Origin of the sequence: Metabacillus rhizosphaerae (assembly GCF_037201795.1) — a bacterium.
Classification (GTDB): Bacteria; Bacillota; Bacilli; order Bacillales; family Bacillaceae; genus Metabacillus; species Metabacillus rhizosphaerae.
On the sequence record NZ_CP147403.1, the window covers coordinates 3,471,629 to 3,489,179 of the forward strand.

A 17,551-nucleotide genomic window follows, 5' to 3' on the forward strand; every position below is an offset into this window, starting at 1 on the left:
TTGTTCAAAAACAACAATCTTTTAGAAAAGTGCCAAATAAAAAGATAAAAGAGGAATTACTGTGGATTCATTTAAAGGTCAAGTTATATGGATTACTGGAAGCAGCATAGGTATCGGAAGAGCTGCAGCTTTAGAATTTTCTGAAAACGGAGCAGATGTTATTGTTCATGCAAACCATAACATTGATAAGGCACAATCTTTAATTGACGAGATTCAATCAAAAGGCAGAAGAGCTTTTTTAGTACATGGTGATGTTTCAAATAAAGAACACGTGGAATCAATGGTTCAACAAATTAATCAAGAATTTGGGAAAATTAATGTACTAGTAAATAATGCGGGTGCATTGATCCAAAGAGCAAGATTAGAAGATTTAGACGAAGAGTTGTGGGATCAAATTATGGATGTTAATTTAAAATCTGTATATCTCGTAAGGAAAGCAGTGATTCCTCTTATGAAAAAGCAAGGAAAAGGTAGAATTATTAATATTACTTCTATCGCGGCAAAAAATGGAGGGGGAGTAGGTAGTATTGCATATGCAGCATCAAAAGGTGGAGTAAGCACATTAACAAAAGGTTTAGCTAAAGATTTAATTGAATATAATATTTTGGTTAATGCAATTGCTCCGGGAGTAATTTCAACCCCATTCCATGACAAGTATTCTACATTAGAACAAAGGGCAAAAATGGTGGAACAGATTCCAATGGGAAGAGAAGGAACCCCTGAAGAGACTGTAGGTTCTATTTTATTTTTAGCATCAAAACATGCTAATTATATAACTGGAGAAATAATAGAGGTTAATGGCGGACAGTTAATGAGCTAGTTTGACGAATAAAGGGCGCTTTAACAAAATTTTGTACATAATGGCAGTTCCTAAAACAACAGCAAATGAAAGTGATGATTTTTAGTAATATCAAGGGAAAACGGTACTTACGTATCGTTTTTTTGTTGTTCAACAGAAAATTATAAATTCTTAACCATCGGGTAGGCGTTTTAAATTACCATAATACCATTATAATCAATATTTGTGGGAGTTTTGTTTATTGGGGAAAAGGAATAAATAGTAGCAAATCAAACTCCAAACCTCCCTGAAAGATATAAGGAAATTTTCAATAGAGGGACAAAACCAACTGATTGGAACACAACTCCACCCTCAATAGAAGAAATTCTTCCATTACTATCTGAACAAGTGAAGTGTATAATAGAAACGTTTATTGGACGCATTGACGAAAAAATCGCTCAACCTCCTTGGAAACGGAGCGATAAATCCAGAAGAAAGATTTTCAAAAGAGCATTGGTTAAGTAGTATAGGATTAGCTAGTATTCTAGCAGGTGGAGCGAAGCCGATTGAAAAAATATGAGGAGGGCAATCCGAATGGATACGATAATTTTTGACGTAGATGATACACTATATGATCAAGCACAATCTTTTCATAAAACTGTGAGGAAGCTGTTTCAAGAGCCATTTTCAGACGAAGAAATTGATCAATTATATAAAGTTAGTCGTAAGTATAGTGAGATTTTATTTGATCAATGTGAAGCGGGGGGAATATCAAAATTTGAATGGCAGACCGGACGAATTATAGCTGCCTGTAAGGACTTTAATATTCCTATAGATACTGAAAAAGCAACTATTTTTCATGAAATGTATGTTGTAGAACAAAAAAACATTACATTGTTTCCGGAAGTGGAAGAATTACTAAATGCACTTTACAAAGAAGGAAAACAGCTTGGGATTCTTACCAATGGTGAGGAAAAACATCAAGCAATGAAAATTAAGCAGCTCGGCCTTAGTCACTGGATTCCTGTAGAAAAGACTTTTATTTCTGGAACGATTGGTCATGCAAAACCAAAAAGAGAAGTGTTTAATTTTATTGAAGAGAAAATGGATCTTGACCAAACCAAAACAGTTTATATCGGGGACAATTTTGAAAAAGATATTATCGGAGCAAAACAAGCAGGCTGGCAGGCGGTCTGGATGAATCATCGAAAGAAAGATGTACCAGCCAATGCTACCTATAAACCAGATAAAGAAGTACATAGTGCCGAAGAGCTATTAGATTTATTTGTAAAAAGCTTTATAAACACTGCTACTTAAAATACACCTATTCACCTGTAATGGTAACCTTACGATAAATAAAGAGGACGCTTGGATAAATCATTGCGTTCTCTTTATTTATGATTAAAGTACACTCCCCAATCCCCCTTTATTTAAAAAGCTCTTAATCTGTATATCTAAAATTCAAATAATTAGGCTTTATTACCAGTAACCATACCCACCCAATCTACATAATTTGTTGAAGAAGTATTTATCTACCATAAACTCAGTTTGAAATTACAAGTTCGTTTCCTGTCACTGGTTTCCAGGTAAGTAATTTAGGAGGTTTTAATGAATGAATGACTTTCAACATGATCTCCAGATGTTAAATCTCGGAGATTATCAAGCTACTCAGGCCGTACCTTATGACCCAAACCAATACTATAATGATAATGAAAGGCTTTACTTTGGTATTGGAAGTATTCTTCGCTGTTTTAGCTGCTTTAGTTGTTACAGCTGTTACAGTTGTTCTAGTTGTTTTAGCTGTTTCAACTGCCATAATTGCAGCGGTCGCTGTGGTGGTGGAGGTCGTTGTGGCGGTGGCCATTGCGGTGGTGGAGGCCGTTGTAGTGACGGTAATCGTTGTGGCGGCGGAGGTCGCTGCGGAGGCAGATAGAATAAGTTTCGTAAAGAATTACGGCAAGCCTCTACATTTAGGTGTAGAGGCTATTCTCATTAAAAATAAACATAAGGGACAATTTACAGTACATAAGATGTTAGTAATGTATATTGAAAGACATTGGTAGCTACGGCTAAGGAGGATCGATATGACGAATTTGGACCCTTCTATGCGTCTGAAGGTGAAAAGGGACACGTTTTTTCTCCCTGAAGCCAACAGCGGTGTATATTTTCGGAATAATGTAAGTTCGTTTCGTATGGAAGGCAGTATGATAGATAAGTGGGTTGAAAAATTGATACCGATGTTCAATGGAGAACACACCTTGGAGAGTTTGACAAACGGATTACCGGGCCAATATCGTGATCGAGTGTACGAAATTGCGGAAACATTGTATCAAAATGGATTTGTGAAAGATGTAAGTCGAGACCAGCCATATCAATTGACTGAACAGGTTCTAAAAAAGTATGCTTCACAAATTGAATTTGTTGATAGTTTTGTAGAGTCAGCCGCCTTTCGATTTCAGACTTATCGTCAGGCAAAAGCAATGGCAATTGGTTCAGGAGCTATGTTTGTTTCATTGGTCTCAGCATTACTTGATTCCGGGTTACCAAAGTTTCAAATATTAATCACAGATAGGAATCAGACGAATATACAGCGGCTGCAGGAACTCGTAGCACATGCCCGAACAACAGATCCGGAGGTGGCGGTAGAGGAGATCTCACTAAGTTCTTGGAAGGAGATTGTGGAGCCGTTTGATTATATTTTGTATGTGTCACAAGAAGGAAATGTAGAGGAGCTAAAACTTCTACATAGGATTTGTAGAGAAAAAAAGAAGGTGTTTATCCCGGCTTTGTGTTTACAACAGATTGGAATGGCGGGTCCTTTCGTTTTACCAAGCTCAGAGAATTGTTGGGAATCAGCATGGCGCCGACTGCATCGGTCGGAACTTGATAAAAAAAATCGAATTTCTAAATTTTCTACCACTGCCGGGGCTATGCTGGCTAATCTCATTGCATTTGAATTGTTTAAAAACATTACCGGAGTGACGGAACGGGAACAGAATAATCAATACTTTTTACTGGATTTAGAAACGTTGGAAGGAAACTGGAATAATTTCATTCCACATCCATTTGTGACTGGACATCCATTAGTTAGACTGGTAGACGATTATGATGCACGAATAAAACGAGAATCGGAAAGTCAAGAAACGGGCAAATTACTTCTTTTTTTCAATAAGTTAACATCAGAGGCAACAGGGATTTTTCATACTTGGGATGAAGGAGATTTGCTTCAACTTCCGTTAGCTCAGTGCCGAGTCCAACCGATCGACCCATTGTCTGATGGACCTGCTGAGATGTTGAAATGTATGATCTGTTCAGGACTGACGCACGAGGAGTCTAGAAGGGAAGCTGGTTTATCTGGAATTGAAGCATATGGAAATCGAATAACGACCGTACTCGATCTGCCATCACAAGTTCAAGTTGGAGCAGGTGAAACATTTACCGAAAGCGTATGCCGAGGACTACAGAAGTATTTAGTACAGGTGATGAAAATAAAACAGCCAAACAAAACGGTTACTCTATCTCGAGTCCAGTTGAGTACGGTAGAAGATGAAAGATGCAGATATTATTTAAAGGCATTATCTACGATCCAGAGCGACCCAATTATTGGATTAGGAGAGGAAGTATCTGGCTTTCCTGTCGTATGGATTGGTACGAAAAATGGGTGGTATGGAAGTGTAGATATTAATATAACATTTGCGTTAAGAAAAGCATTGCAACTGGCTCTTTTTAACCTGCAAAACCATGAAGATCCCTTAACGTCCCAAGGCTTAGTTGTATCATCAGTGCTACTTGAGGAAAAAGCACCTCAACTAATAAATATTCCTGATTGTGATGATCAGAAACATTCTGTGCTGTTGCAATCTGCTAAGGAAGTATTGGATCGGAATGGAAAGCAACTAGTCATTTTTGAACTTGAACCAGAACCAATCCTAAAAGAAGGTTTAGCAGGGATATTTGGAGTTGTGGTTCGAGAGGAGGAATAAAGGTGAGTGCTGTTTTGTTGGTTGTTGGTGAGGGTTTGTTAGCAGACCTTTTTTGTACAGAACTGTCCTCAGAATATTTGATTGTTCGCCAGACTCATTTTGATTCAGTCGTACCAGAAACCATTGATTTGGCATTGGTCCTGCAAGATGAATGGAATCCTTCTATTCATCAAATCGCAGAAGACGTGTTTCGAGCAAGCAACACCCCTTGGCTTCGAAGCTTTGTTTCATTTGGAGAAGGTATTATTGGGCCTTTGGTTCAACCTGGAATTCCAGGTTGCTCTCAATGTGCTGATCTACGACGCGTCCTAACAGGAAGTCATCGTAAAGAGATGTGGCAGATGCAGAAAAATTTAGAGGCCTCTGGAAAAACACAACAGGAAGCATGGACATCACGTACAGGGTTTTCACAGATGGTTCAACTCCTTAAAGCAGAGGTTCAGATGCTAATACAAGGGAAACAAACTCTATCAGAGAAAAGACTCGGTTTCATCAACCTAAAAACATTGAAGATTTCATGGCATTCCTTCCTGCCTGTCCCACAATGTACTGTATGTAGTTCTATACCTGACGATTCACCGGATTTAGCCCGAATTTCCCTTCAAAAAAGTCCGAAAGTCAGCATGGAAAGTTACCGAACTCGTTCATTAGATGATCTGAAAAACGTGTTAAGTAAAGACTATCTTGATTCTCGATCTGGCCTGCTTAATGATAAGATGTATAACCTCGTGCCTCCATTTGCTGATGTAAGTGTAAATTTACCTTTGTTTGAGGGGGATGAAGGAACTGCCGGCCGTACAAATTCCTACGCGGTAAGTGAATTAACGGCCATTTTAGAAGGATTAGAACGATACTGCGGTCTAAAGCCCCGCGGCAAACGGTCAGTGGTATATGATTGTTACCATAATATAAAAGATCAAGCCTTAAATCCTCAATTGGTTGGTGTACATGAAGAAGAACAATATCAACGCCCGGGCTTTCCCTTTGAAAAATTTGATCCTGATCGTCCCATGAAATGGGTATGGGGCTATTCGTTTTTACAGGAGCGACCAATTCTCGTTCCAGAGTTACTTGCCTATTATAGTTTGGGTTGCGGGTCAAGGGGCTTTGTCTATGAAACTTCAAACGGATGCGCACTAGGAGGAAGTTTAGAAGAGGCCATTTTTTACGGCATTATGGAAGTGGTCGAGCGTGATTCGTTTCTTATGACCTGGTATGCAAAATTGTCTTTACCACGTCTTGACCCATACTCTGCTGAAGATGAAGAACTATTGTTGATGATTGACCGGATGAGAGTAGTTGGAGGATATGACCTTTATTTATATAACTCTACAATGGAACATGGAATCCCAAGCATTGTAGCATTGGCAAAAAACAGAAAGCAAAAAGGGTTGAATCTAATCTGTGCAGCAGGGGCTCATTTGGATCCGGTGCGGGCTGTGAAAACCGCTGTTCATGAGCTGGCTGGCATGATGTTAACACTTGATGAGAAATTAGAAGCAAACAAAGAGGAATATGTGCGAATGTTACATGATTCTACCTTCGTACAACAGATGGATGACCATGGCATGTTGTATGGCTTACCACAAGCAGAAGAGCGCCTAAATTTTTTACTTAACAATAACTCTCCGATTAAATCGTTTAACGAGGAATTCAAGTGTAGATCGAACCATGTTGACCTTACCGATGATCTTCAAGACATTCTACAAGCGTTACGGAACGTAAACTTGGATGTCATTGTCATTGATCAAACGACACCGGAAATCAAACGAAACGGATTACATTGTGTAAAAGTGCTGATTCCTGGGATGGTGCCAATGACCTTTGGACATCATCTAAAGCGCGTATCAGGGTTAGAAAGGATATTACGTGTCCCTCTGGAACTGGGTTATACGACAAAATCACTGATACGTGAAAAGCTTAATCCACTTCCACACCCGTTTCCATAAAAAGGGAGGCTGGAAGAATGATTCTTGATGAGTTTCTGCACAATTTACATTTTGATATTGATCAGGCAAGCATTCCAAACTGGGAAGTGGACTGGGAAGATGGCCCTCTTGCTTACAAGCTTTACTATGACTTACCCGAAATACCACTTTCTTTGGATATACCACTAACTCTGGAAGGTCAGGAAGTTCCTGATAAGCCAAATCTTCGGAAAATCGGTTACTTTCTTTGGTTTGTGTATGGAATAACCCAATTTAGTCAATCTGTTATCCCGATGGATTCTTCCGAGAATCAACTTCAAATCATGCATTCCTTTAGAAGGTTTGCCCCTTCGGGAGGAGCGTTGTATCCAAACGAATTATACGTATATTTAAAAATTGTCGATTTACCTGAAGGGATTTACCATTTCGATGCCTCACACCACCGCTTAGTCTTATTGCGTGAAGGTCATTTTGATGATTATCTTACCCATGCGCTTGGATACCGTTGTGATCTTACATCTTGCTTTGGGACCGTTTTTGTATCAACGATGTTTTGGAAAAACTTTTTCAAGTACAATAACTTTTCTTACCGGCTACAAGGGTTAGATACAGGTGTCCTGATTGGGCAGTTATTAGAAGTAGCAAAACGTTTTGGCTTTGCATCAGGGGTGTACTATCAATACCTTGATCGTGCGATTAACCATCTTCTTGGGCTTACGGAACAAGAAGAAAGCGTATATTCAGTTATCCCGCTATCTGTAGAACCAACCATGTGGTCAGGGAACCGTCATGGTGTGAATAGCTTGGCTACTGACTTGTTACAAGAAATACCTCCTATTCAACCTAAACATTACGTTCGATCAAAAAAAATGAAAGAGTTTCCAATGTTACTAAAAGTGAATGAAGCTTCCATGCTCGACTCTTCACCTTTTCGATGGATCGAGGAGAAGGAGATGAGAACTGTTGAGGGTATGGTTGTGCCTTTGCCCCCGGTTAAAAGAGTTTCGTATGATTTCATGTCTACTTGTCGAAAGCGATTTTCACCTGACATGGATTTTATTTTGGGAAAAGTAAGTCTACAACAACTTGCTTACCTTCTATATGAGGCAACAGAATCTTTCCGTTACAGAAATGACATAGAGGAAACACTGATATATGAGCCACGTGTTTCTATATTTGTTTGTTTGTATAATATTGAAGGAATCGCTAATGGTGCTTATTATTATGACAATAGGGAGCATGCATTGCGCCAGCTGAATCCAGGAGACCATCGGCTCCAACTGCAATCTGGAATGTCTTCAGGTAATGTAAATTTACAGCAAGTACCTATCACTCTGCATGTTGTCGGTGACAAGGATTACGATAAAGATTCACTTGGATACAGAGGATATCGAATTCAACAAATGGAAGCGGGAATGCTAGTCCAAAGATTATTATTAGCAGCATCAGCCCTTGATATGGGTGGCCACCCACTCCTCGGTTTCGATGTGAACCAAAGTGATCAAATTTACAACTTGGATTCACTAGGAAAAACAAGCTTAATTCAAATCCCAATGGGCCATTATCGACAACGACCTTGGCTGATGGGAAGACTTTATACTTAATAGAATCAAGACCTCAGTCGAAGAAAAATGACAGGAAAAGCGAAATCTGCAACGTTTCTTACAAAATTGTAAGGAACGTTTTTTATTTAGGCTGCTTTCGCAAACTTTGTTGCTTTTAAAATAGTATGGGGTTGGTTGATTGCAACGAGAGGATGCTCGCTTTCCGTGGGGCGGGCGATGAGCCTCCTCAGCGCGAAGCGCCTGCGGGGTCTCATCTGTCCCGCTACTCCCACAGGAGTCTCGCATATCCGTTCCAATCACCCTAATCAGTTTTGTTCAAAAACAACAATCTTTTAGAAAAGAGCCTTTATTTAAAATATAATCGTACAAAATCTTTTTTAGAGATCTTTACCTGGAATCTACACAAACGGAAGATAAGAATGGCACTGGTGACTCACCGAATGACAATGTTCGTAATTAACAAGAGTTTAAACTACGGCCAAGGATCCTTGTCTGTTTTTTGTTTCGATATGTTGCTAATGGTTAAGGATCAATCAACTTCTCATTTTGAATAGAATAATATGATCTCTTCAACTAAGATATAGTAAGATTTCGATACGATTATATGTATTTAAAATCAAAGCAATTATCCTTCCTAAAAGGTATTTGTATTCTGAAGAAATATTCTTCTGTTCAAAAGACTTGTCAGTAAACATTTAAAGAACGGAATTTACGATGTTTTCTTATTTTATATAAGTTAACATTCATGTTAAAATAAGAAAATTGATTATAATAATGAAACAATACAATAATTCGATTGGTGTGGTTAAACATGCGGAGAAGGAAACTAACGATCATTCTTGCTAGTTTGCTAGTAGTGTGCTTTAGCCTATATTTCTTTCATTCTTATTCTTATCAAACAAAACAGTTAAATGAAGAAATATCTGCTATGAATGGAGCGGCAGATTCTGATGAAATGACAGATCAATCTAAAACTGAAGATGAGAAGATTTCTGAAAATACTGTTCCTGAAAAAGAGGTAAAGGTTGAAGATGTTTCTATTGATATAGCAGAAAAAGAAGAGAAAGAAGTCGTAAACGGCCAGAATGATAAACGTAACACAATATCTGAAGGTATAAAGGAAAAGGTTAGGGGAGTCGTAGAAGGGGTTATCAAATTATTCGAGAAGGATCTTAATATCGTGGCAATCGGTGATTCTCTCACTCAAGGTGTAGGAGACGAAACAGAAAATGGCGGTTATGTCGGGATTTTAAATAACACGTTTCAAGATAATAACATCAATGTTACCATCGAAAACTATGGTAAAAGAGGAAACCGGACAGACCAATTATTAAAACGTCTAGAAAAGAAAGAGATTGAAGCATCCATTCAAGAGGCTGATATTGTTTTCATCACAATTGGCGCCAACGACATTATGAAAATTGTTCGAAACAATTTTACGAACCTTAATATAGAGCTTTTTAATCAAGAAAAACCAGAATATCTTGAGAGATTAAGAGTAATTTTTACTAAGATCAATGAATTAAATCCAGACACAAAAATTTATTTGATTGGTTTTTATAATCCATTCGATCGTTATTTTGCTGATGTTGAAGAATTTCAAACGATTGTTGACGATTGGAATGAATCGAGTAAATTCGTTACTGAAGAATTTGAAAATGTAAATTATATTCCCACTTCTGATTTATTTATTGATTCCGACATAGAGTTATTAGCTAATGATTATTTCCACCCAAACGCTACAGGATATAAACTTATGGCAAAGCGGATCTTAGAGAACATGGAAGAAGTGAGTGTCGAGCAAGAGGTCATGAACGAGGATGGAGAATAAAGACTTTTTTACTATTTTTTATAATGAAATTAAAACCGAACACCTGTGAAAGTGAAGAGTTACTAAAAGATGGCTTTAAAGGTTTGAATGAAGCTATAGAAAAAGCTGAAAATATAAATAAAAAGCAGTTAGTAGTTAACTAACTGCTTTTTATTTATATTTATTTTCTACTGCTTTGAAAGAAGGAAAAAAATTATAACCTTAATATATGGTGAAGAGGTGACCAACGTCACTCCCCACAAACCGCTTTTAATTCTATATGCTCTTGGACAAAATTTAAGTTGTTTGTATTGGTAGCTACAGCCTATAATTATTGTAGATGCTAGTCTTAAAAAGGGGAGTTTTATGAGTGGAAAAAACGGTACATGGAAGAATGTAAAACTGAGTTTTAATAATTGGCTCGATCGTAGAATCATTAAACCCGCAATAGAAGACTTCGGAACACAAGTGTATACTGCAAGGAATCGAATAAAATTTGTAGTGAAATTACTGTTTATTACACTTGCAGTTTTAGTTATTTTTTCGATGTTTATCTCCATTGGGATATATATGTGGAATAACTGGAGTGAATGGCAATCACAAGACTCTACTACATCAAAGGAAACACAAAGTGTTTCAACAAAGGAACTTGAAAATACTAAAGCGGAAGAAAAAATGAAAAAAAATGAAATTACTACGACCACCACTGATACAAAAACAATTATTACTGAAACGAATGGTACTACAAAAGAAGAGAATATTACTAAAAACGAAACGATTACAAAGCCAGTTACCGAAACAGAGCCTAAAATAGAGGCCCCATCACCTACAACTATTACGGATTTGGTTATAAAGACCTTTGAGAAAAATTCACTATTTAAAATAATATTTTCACACTTGTTAATTCTTTTTATTATTTTTATAGTTTTTCAAATTCTCCTTGCCATGATGGGTGAATTAAGGAGATTCAAAGTAGGTAACATAGAAGTTGAGTCGAAAGCATCAGGGACAGCCGTCTTACAAACAATCAATCAAATGACAACAAAATTTGACATTCTCATTTTTTGGTTGAACAGTTCTAGTTTGGAAGAGTTTAATTCATACTTGGTCGATAAATCCACGCAAAAAGAATACATAGAAGTCATTTTAGGACTTATGAAATCTGATTACTTCAAAGAATGGGGGATCAATTTCGATTATGATGTATTTCCTAGAAAACAATTAAAGAGAAGGAAATATCCAATGCATATAAGAAGATCAGTGGATATTTTGGACAGGGATCCAAGGGGAATCGCTATTAATAAAGATGACACCGCTAGATTATTTGAAATGAATTACTTAGTGTATAAGGTAAAAGTAGCTGAGGTTAATAGTGTAGGAGAATCGATTCCAGAAGAATATGTGATAGTATTGAATAGTCATAAGCACCAGTTTGACGAAAATGATGTTCAACTTTTAGATGGAATGTGCAGTTTGATACAGATTGTGTATGCACGAAACTATATCGCAGGAGAATTAATTTTATCTCAAGAAACGGCGATTTCATTACAAGAACAATTTGATTCTGTGGATGATATGCAGACAAAGGTACAAAAATATGAGACATATCGTGGAGAAATGTATTAAAATGATAGTAGGGAAAGGAGGATTTCGAAATGCCGATAGAAATGGAAGATAGTAAACCAATGGGTATCGTAAGGAATTCTAGTCAATTAACAGCCGAACAAAGAAAAAAAAGATTAGCTAGCTCAGTTAAGAGAGCGGAATCATTGTTAAATAGACAACCAATTTCCCAAGAACTACCTAAGTCTAGAAAAGGCGTTGTCGTAACAAGTAAAAGTCCTCTGGTACGGAAATTTTTCGGTGGATAAATTTTAAAATAGCCCTGTTCAAACTTCCAAGGGCTATTTTTTTATGCCCAAATGTCTAGAAAGAATATCTTGCACTAAAGGTTGGTTGGCTACTATTTCAGAAGCACGACAGACTCTTCGTTTATATCCAGGATAGTGAATCCCTTTTGGTTCTTGTTGCATTTCATTCATGATTTTCTTTGCCATTTTAAGACCGGCACCCCGTTTTATTCGGTTTATTTGCATGTACTATACTACCTCTTTTCATTATACGTTAGTACAAGTCTATGCCATCTTAATTATAAAAATACCTGCAAACAGAAAAATTTGGAAATGAGTATGACTTGATCGAATTACCAAATATTCAATACTTTTAGCAATGTATAAAGGGAAATAAAAGTGAAACAGTTTTTTTATACCATTGGAATTTTATGACTTAAAAGACGGTGTATTTGTAGAACTTGATAAACCCTCAGGAACCTTAATTCAGTTATTTGATAGCTTCGGCTCAATGTTGAGTGATGCACTTGAAACAACCCTTTTGTAATGAAAAAGTATTTGAAGGCATTAAAGGAAGATACCGGACATTACATAATATTAAACATAAGTTTATACTCTGACCAACGGTATCTTTAGAACAAAACGAGTTCATTTTAAAAATTTTAAAACACTCACGAATGTTTTTAAATCAACGTTTGTGAGTGTTGTTATTGTTTGGGATATTATCCATTTCTTTTCAAACCTTATTCTTGTTATTCATAGTCTTCATAGTCTTCAAACTCTTCAAGTTCTTCAAGTTCCTCAAGTTCCTCATCAACCAACACATAAGGAGTAAAATTCTCTTGAATAAATCGTACACAAGCTAAACCAATCATTTGAGAAGGTATTGAAGTGTTGCCGTCTGGTAATATTGGAGAGATTGATAGATCTGCGACTTTCAGGTTTTTAGTACCAAAAACATTTAGATACCCATCAACAACGCCATCTTGAATCCTCTTTGCCATCCTACATTGTCCGCCGAAGTGTTGGATATTTCGATACGTAGCTTTAACATATTTAGCAATCTCAGCTCTTTTTTCTGCATTATTTTTTATCATAAAGATTTTTTCATCAGGATAAACTAACTTATAAATACCTTCAGGATCAAGTTCTTGAGCCTTTTTCATAATTTTGTAAATTTCAATATACTGATCGATCATGAATTCTAAGTCATTCGAATCTTGCAATGGATTGAGGTTAACGGATGGATAAACTTCTGGATCGCTGTGAGCGGCCAAAATCGTTCCTCTGCTTCTTGGATTATTGTCAAAAGGACCAATACTCATCACATTCGTCTTTTTATTTGGATCAAATGCCCAGTTGTTAACAAAGATAACTGGTGGTGGAAGAAAAGAAGGTGTTATGCTGCTATATAGTTGAAGACGTCGTCCTCCTGTTTCACCTTCTCCTTTATGGGCACCTAGTGGGAATGGGAGATCAGGGTCAGCATCTCTCAAATCTAGAAGTCGACTAGTTTCTACTTCAACTCCCACTCCGGCAGTAAATTGAGCTTGAAAGTTGTGTCCAACATTAGGATTCTCTATTAAAGTAGATACACCAATTCTGGCTAAATCCATCGAATTTCCGATTCCCGAACGTTGTAGAATCACCGACGAAAAATTACCCGCAGAAACAATGATTCCTTTTCTTGCAAAAGCTTTTTCTGATACCCCGTTCCTAACAAACTTAACACCTACAGCAATGTTAACGCCTCTTTTTCGTTTAAATAGAATTTTATTGACTGTTGTTTTTGCTAAAATGACAAGCTTTCTCCTTCCAACTCCAAACTCATCTGGGTGGAATTCATTTCCTTGTATAACAATATTTTCATTTAGATAGCCTGTTGCTGTTGATGATCGGACAAATTTTCCGCCCACCTTTTTGTTCATAGCCTGTGATTTATAAAATGTGCAATTTCTTATGCCTGTATTATAATCTTCGACAATCGGTATACCTAAAACAGTTGATGTTGCTTTAGCTAAAGTAATTGTAAGTCCATTTTTAGGAATGATTTGTTGTCTAACAAAAATCGGACCATTTGTTCCTCGTTGTTCCGGTTCTTGTGTCTTTCCTGTATAAGTTTCATTTTTTTTGAATAAAGAACTAATGTTATCATATTCCCATTGAGGGCCAACGAGTTCTCCCCACTGATCATAAAGTTCACGACTTCCCCTTACTGCATACATGGCATTATGTTCAGAGCTTCCACCAATTGCTCGACCACTCGAGATCCTTAGTTGGCTATTAATATTAGGTTCAATTGTTGACATTATATTAAAGGAGTGTCTGTTATCGGTTGCTAACAGACCTGAGTTTGGGTTAGAAGCACTGCTTAGCTCGTTCCTCATATTTGTTCCTGCTTCAAGTACAAGCAGGGAAGTTTTTTTGTCATCTGTTAATTCTTTGGCAATTACCCCGCCAGCTGTTCCAGCACCAATGACGATATAATCAAAGTATTTTTTATCTTCTTTTTTTGGCATGCTTTCATTCCTTTCATTATCAGATTCAGAATGAGTAAATCCCATATTTTAACCATAAATCCTTTCTCACTTTATGCATACAACAGCCTATTTAGAATAATGATGTTCAAAATTCACTTAATCCAGGGATTGGTTATATTTGATATGGTATTCGATTCACTAGTATAGATATTATAGTCGCACTAGAGAGAGGAAGTTTAGTCTTGGAGACTTTATTCGCACAATATAATTCGAAGAAAAATGCTGGTTTTTTTAATTCTTGGTTAAAAAATAACAATAATAAAGTTATCTGAATTAATATAAATTTATTGCAAAACAATAAAATATATATTAAGATCAAAATCAGAATAAATAAGTGAGGTGCTTATTATGGTCAGCCTGGAGATATTTTATAATACAAAAGTGACGAAGACAGTTAAACATTGTGGAGGAAACTTAATATAACAATTATTAGGGGAGGTAAAACCATGGACATTAACAATTTGATTATTGAAAATATTGCTAAACCTCATGAGCTGGAGAGAATGTATAGAAAAGACCCCAAAGCTTTTAAAAAGTCATTCTCACACGCATGGGAACAAAATCCTGATTCTCAGGTACTTGGCGTTTGGTATGAAAGATTGCATTTCAAGGAGAGGGCAAATACAGAAAAATCTTCCTTGCTTCAAAAAGATTTCTTATTCATGGGCATTTTAGCCATTCTGGCCGGGATAATCACCAGGATCATTTTCCATTTTGTCGAACAGGAAGCAATTGCTCCAATTAACCTGACTTTTGGTATAATTCCCTTTATTGCTGCCTATTTTGTTTACAATAATACTCCGAAAAAAAGAGTTATTTATTCTCTTGTAGCGTTGTTCCTAATTTCCGGGTTTTATCTTAATATGCTGCCATTAAATGATGAAGACAGTATTATCCTTGCTTATTTACACCTTCCTATATTCTTATGGGTATTGGTGGGGCTTGCATTTACAGGAAATGAATATTCAAAAAGCAGTACAAGATTAGCCTATATTAAATTTAATTTGGAATATTGTATTCTCTACGCCAGCATGGCAGTTAGCGGAATGGTGCTAGCAGCATTAACCATGCAGTTATTTAACTTTGTTGGTTTGGATATAGAAGACTTCTATTTTAGTAATGTCGTTTTATTTGGTGCTGCTGCTCTCGCTATTGTAGCTGCATACCTGGTATCAATGAATCTTAAACTTGCTAAGAATATTACACCATATATAGCTAAAATTTTTAGTCCTCTTGTCCTGGTCACATTGTTGGTCTATCTAATAACGGTTATATGGGTAGGAAAAAATCCATTCTTGGACCGCAATTTCCTGATAGCCTTCAACGGAATACTCCTTGGTGTATTGGCCGTTACCATATTTTCCATTTCCGAAAGCGACTCAGACGAGAAAAAGAACATTTCAGATTATATAAATTTTGCCTTAATTGTTCTTGCGCTTATCATTGACAGTGTGGCTTTGTCAGCCATCGTGTTCAGACTTTCTTCTTATGGGATTACGCCTAATAGACTTGCTGTTTTAGGAATAAACATACTTATCTGGGCAAATCTAATTTGGATTATGCTCTCCTATATGCGTTTTCTACAAAACAAATCCGGACCTTCAACTATCCAAGATGCCGTAACTAAGTATTTGCCGGTCTACGGACTTTGGGCAGCTTTCGTTACATTTACTTTTCCTATAATTTTTAATTAGAAAGGCTCTGTTAATGTAACGAACACCTAATCTTCTAAACTTCCGCACTTCGACTTACTCCCGATGAATGGCATACGCGATTAGGTCATGATTTCGGGTATAAAATGACGGAATCGGACGAGGCAATACACAATCCGTTTCTTTTGTTCTATGAGCATAGATGTCAGCCGTTATTCTTGTAGTGGAATGCCCTAACCTGACACTTACGGTTTTAAGCTCTATTCCCTGTGATAAAAGAAATCTATATGAAGGAGTATAAGAAGGAGGTTGCGCTAGTTGAAAAAAGTTACAGTTAGATTACGGCCCATTGTACATAAGATAAATTTACCCACTGTTTTGAAAACAACTATACTTCCAGGTGACACAATGGAAAGATTATTTATTGTAACCCAGGTAGGAGAGATCCTTTATATAGGAAACGGAGAAATTAGGAATTTTTTAGATATTCGCCCGCGTGTCATAAAACTAGGTGCTTCTAGTGGAGGATATGATGAATGAGGATTGCTAGGGTTAGCGTTTCATCCAACCTTTTATTATAACGGTCTGTTTTATCTCCATTATTCAGTAGCTGGAACACAAGGCCCAGGTGCTCAACCTGAAAATTTTAAACCTGACTCGTGTTTAACCAGTCGAAGATGGATGATCATACCTCCTTACAACAAGCGTTGACAAATATCTATGAGGCACCATGGGAGGACCAAATCATGTTAACTAGTGCAACAACTGGTATTAAAAAGCTCGACGAAGTGACAGGAGGCTTTCAGGATGGGGAAGTGACGATTGTGGCGGCAAGACCATCAATGGGGAAAACCGATGTCATGCTTCATTTTGCAAAAATGTCGGGTTGGACGGGCTTTCTGCCACTCGTCTTTTCCGCGGAAATGCCTGAAAAGTCGCTAACCACTCGCTTAATTGCTTCAACAGGGGGCTTTAACCGTACAAAAATGCGGGACCTAAAAGAATGGTAAATGAACGTCAAAAGAATAAATGGTCGGAAGTGATTGGTGAACTCATTGAAACTCATATGCAAATTTTTGATGGTGCTGGACAAACGATTGCTGAGATGAGAGCGAAAACGCGAAAATTGATGAATCAATTTCCAAACAAAAAACCAATCATTTTTATCGATTACTTAACACTCATCCATTCCAGTGAATCTTACGGATGCAAAGCCCATTTACAAGTAACTGAAATATCCAAATCGATCAAAACGATGGCGAAGGATTTTCATTGTCCAGTCATTTGTCTAGCACAGCTAAATCGATCGGTAGAATCAAGATCCAACAAACGGCCGATGATGTCTGATAAAATAAATGAATTTGCCCTAGCTTTTTGTGATTGGCCCAAAAAAGAACGATTCGTTGCCGTACCCCTAAGACGAGCCTAAGTGAAAAATAGAACAG

Annotated in this window: 15 protein-coding genes and 1 pseudogene; 14 read left to right on the forward strand and 2 right to left on the reverse strand. The window is 37.1% G+C overall.

Features of this window, described 5'->3' with window-relative positions; translation table 11 throughout:
• The first annotated feature begins 61 nt into the window (after positions 1 to 61).
• From WCV66_RS16970 to WCV66_RS17015, 10 genes are all read left to right on the forward strand, one after another.
• Positions 62 to 820, forward strand: a complete 759-nt coding sequence (locus tag WCV66_RS16970; RefSeq protein WP_338786213.1) for an SDR family NAD(P)-dependent oxidoreductase — start codon at positions 62 to 64, stop codon at positions 818 to 820.
• 400 nt (positions 821 to 1,220) lie between these two features.
• On the forward strand, positions 1,221 to 1,358 hold the full coding sequence (locus WCV66_RS16975) for a hypothetical protein (protein ID WP_338786214.1): 138 nt from the start codon (positions 1,221 to 1,223) through the stop codon (positions 1,356 to 1,358).
• Between the two features lie 14 nt (positions 1,359 to 1,372).
• Complete coding sequence (locus WCV66_RS16980) at positions 1,373 to 2,095, forward strand: HAD family hydrolase (protein ID WP_338786215.1); 723 nt, start codon at positions 1,373 to 1,375, stop codon at positions 2,093 to 2,095.
• Positions 2,096 to 2,417: 322 nt separating this feature from the next.
• Positions 2,418 to 2,711: a hypothetical protein gene (locus WCV66_RS16985; protein WP_338789473.1), complete on the forward strand. Its 294-nt coding sequence runs from the start codon at positions 2,418 to 2,420 to the stop codon at positions 2,709 to 2,711.
• A 151-nt stretch (positions 2,712 to 2,862) separates the two neighbouring features.
• The gene (locus WCV66_RS16990) at positions 2,863 to 4,761 is read left to right on the forward strand and encodes a putative thiazole-containing bacteriocin maturation protein (RefSeq protein WP_338786216.1); all 1,899 of its coding nucleotides are present in this window, start codon (positions 2,863 to 2,865) and stop codon (positions 4,759 to 4,761) included.
• Between the two features lie 2 nt (positions 4,762 to 4,763).
• Positions 4,764 to 6,710, forward strand: a complete 1,947-nt coding sequence (locus tag WCV66_RS16995) for a TOMM precursor leader peptide-binding protein (RefSeq protein ID WP_338786217.1) — start codon at positions 4,764 to 4,766, stop codon at positions 6,708 to 6,710.
• A gap of 17 nt (positions 6,711 to 6,727) precedes the next feature.
• Positions 6,728 to 8,293, forward strand: a complete 1,566-nt coding sequence (locus WCV66_RS17000) for a SagB family peptide dehydrogenase (RefSeq protein WP_338786218.1) — start codon at positions 6,728 to 6,730, stop codon at positions 8,291 to 8,293.
• Positions 8,294 to 9,065: 772 nt separating this feature from the next.
• Positions 9,066 to 10,085 (forward strand): SGNH/GDSL hydrolase family protein, encoded by a 1,020-nt coding sequence (locus WCV66_RS17005; RefSeq protein ID WP_338786219.1) that lies wholly within the window; start codon positions 9,066 to 9,068, stop codon positions 10,083 to 10,085.
• Positions 10,086 to 10,430: 345 nt separating this feature from the next.
• On the forward strand, positions 10,431 to 11,690 hold the full coding sequence (locus WCV66_RS17010) for a hypothetical protein (RefSeq protein ID WP_338786220.1): 1,260 nt from the start codon (positions 10,431 to 10,433) through the stop codon (positions 11,688 to 11,690).
• Positions 11,691 to 11,719: 29 nt separating this feature from the next.
• Positions 11,720 to 11,935, forward strand: a complete 216-nt coding sequence (locus WCV66_RS17015) for a hypothetical protein (protein ID WP_066332901.1) — start codon at positions 11,720 to 11,722, stop codon at positions 11,933 to 11,935.
• A 33-nt stretch (positions 11,936 to 11,968) separates the two neighbouring features.
• On the opposite strand, the gene WCV66_RS17020 is transcribed toward WCV66_RS17015, so the two are convergent.
• Together WCV66_RS17020 and WCV66_RS17025 are read right to left on the reverse strand one after the other, a co-directional pair.
• Positions 11,969 to 12,160 (reverse strand): hypothetical protein, encoded by a 192-nt coding sequence (locus WCV66_RS17020; RefSeq protein WP_066332896.1) that lies wholly within the window; start codon positions 12,158 to 12,160, stop codon positions 11,969 to 11,971.
• Positions 12,161 to 12,666: 506 nt separating this feature from the next.
• A complete protein-coding gene (locus tag WCV66_RS17025; protein ID WP_338786221.1) occupies positions 12,667 to 14,433 on the reverse strand; it encodes a GMC family oxidoreductase in 1,767 nt (588 codons plus the stop codon).
• A 467-nt stretch (positions 14,434 to 14,900) separates the two neighbouring features.
• Here WCV66_RS17025 and WCV66_RS17030 point away from each other — a divergent pair, with 467 nt between their 5' ends.
• The 4 genes and pseudogenes from WCV66_RS17030 (at position 14,901) to WCV66_RS17045 (ending at position 17,535) form a co-directional block, all read left to right on the forward strand.
• Complete coding sequence (locus WCV66_RS17030) at positions 14,901 to 16,148, forward strand: DUF4153 domain-containing protein (RefSeq protein ID WP_338786222.1); 1,248 nt, start codon at positions 14,901 to 14,903, stop codon at positions 16,146 to 16,148.
• A gap of 276 nt (positions 16,149 to 16,424) precedes the next feature.
• Positions 16,425 to 16,769: pseudogene (locus tag WCV66_RS17035) on the forward strand (glucose dehydrogenase); the annotation flags it as partial.
• 83 nt (positions 16,770 to 16,852) lie between these two features.
• On the forward strand, positions 16,853 to 17,116 hold the full coding sequence (locus WCV66_RS17040; protein WP_338786223.1) for a DnaB-like helicase C-terminal domain-containing protein: 264 nt from the start codon (positions 16,853 to 16,855) through the stop codon (positions 17,114 to 17,116).
• A complete protein-coding gene (locus tag WCV66_RS17045) occupies positions 17,110 to 17,535 on the forward strand; it encodes a DnaB-like helicase C-terminal domain-containing protein (protein WP_338786224.1) in 426 nt (141 codons plus the stop codon). The genes WCV66_RS17040 and WCV66_RS17045 overlap by 7 nt, the downstream gene beginning before the upstream one ends.
• Positions 17,536 to 17,551: the final 16 nt, after the last annotated feature.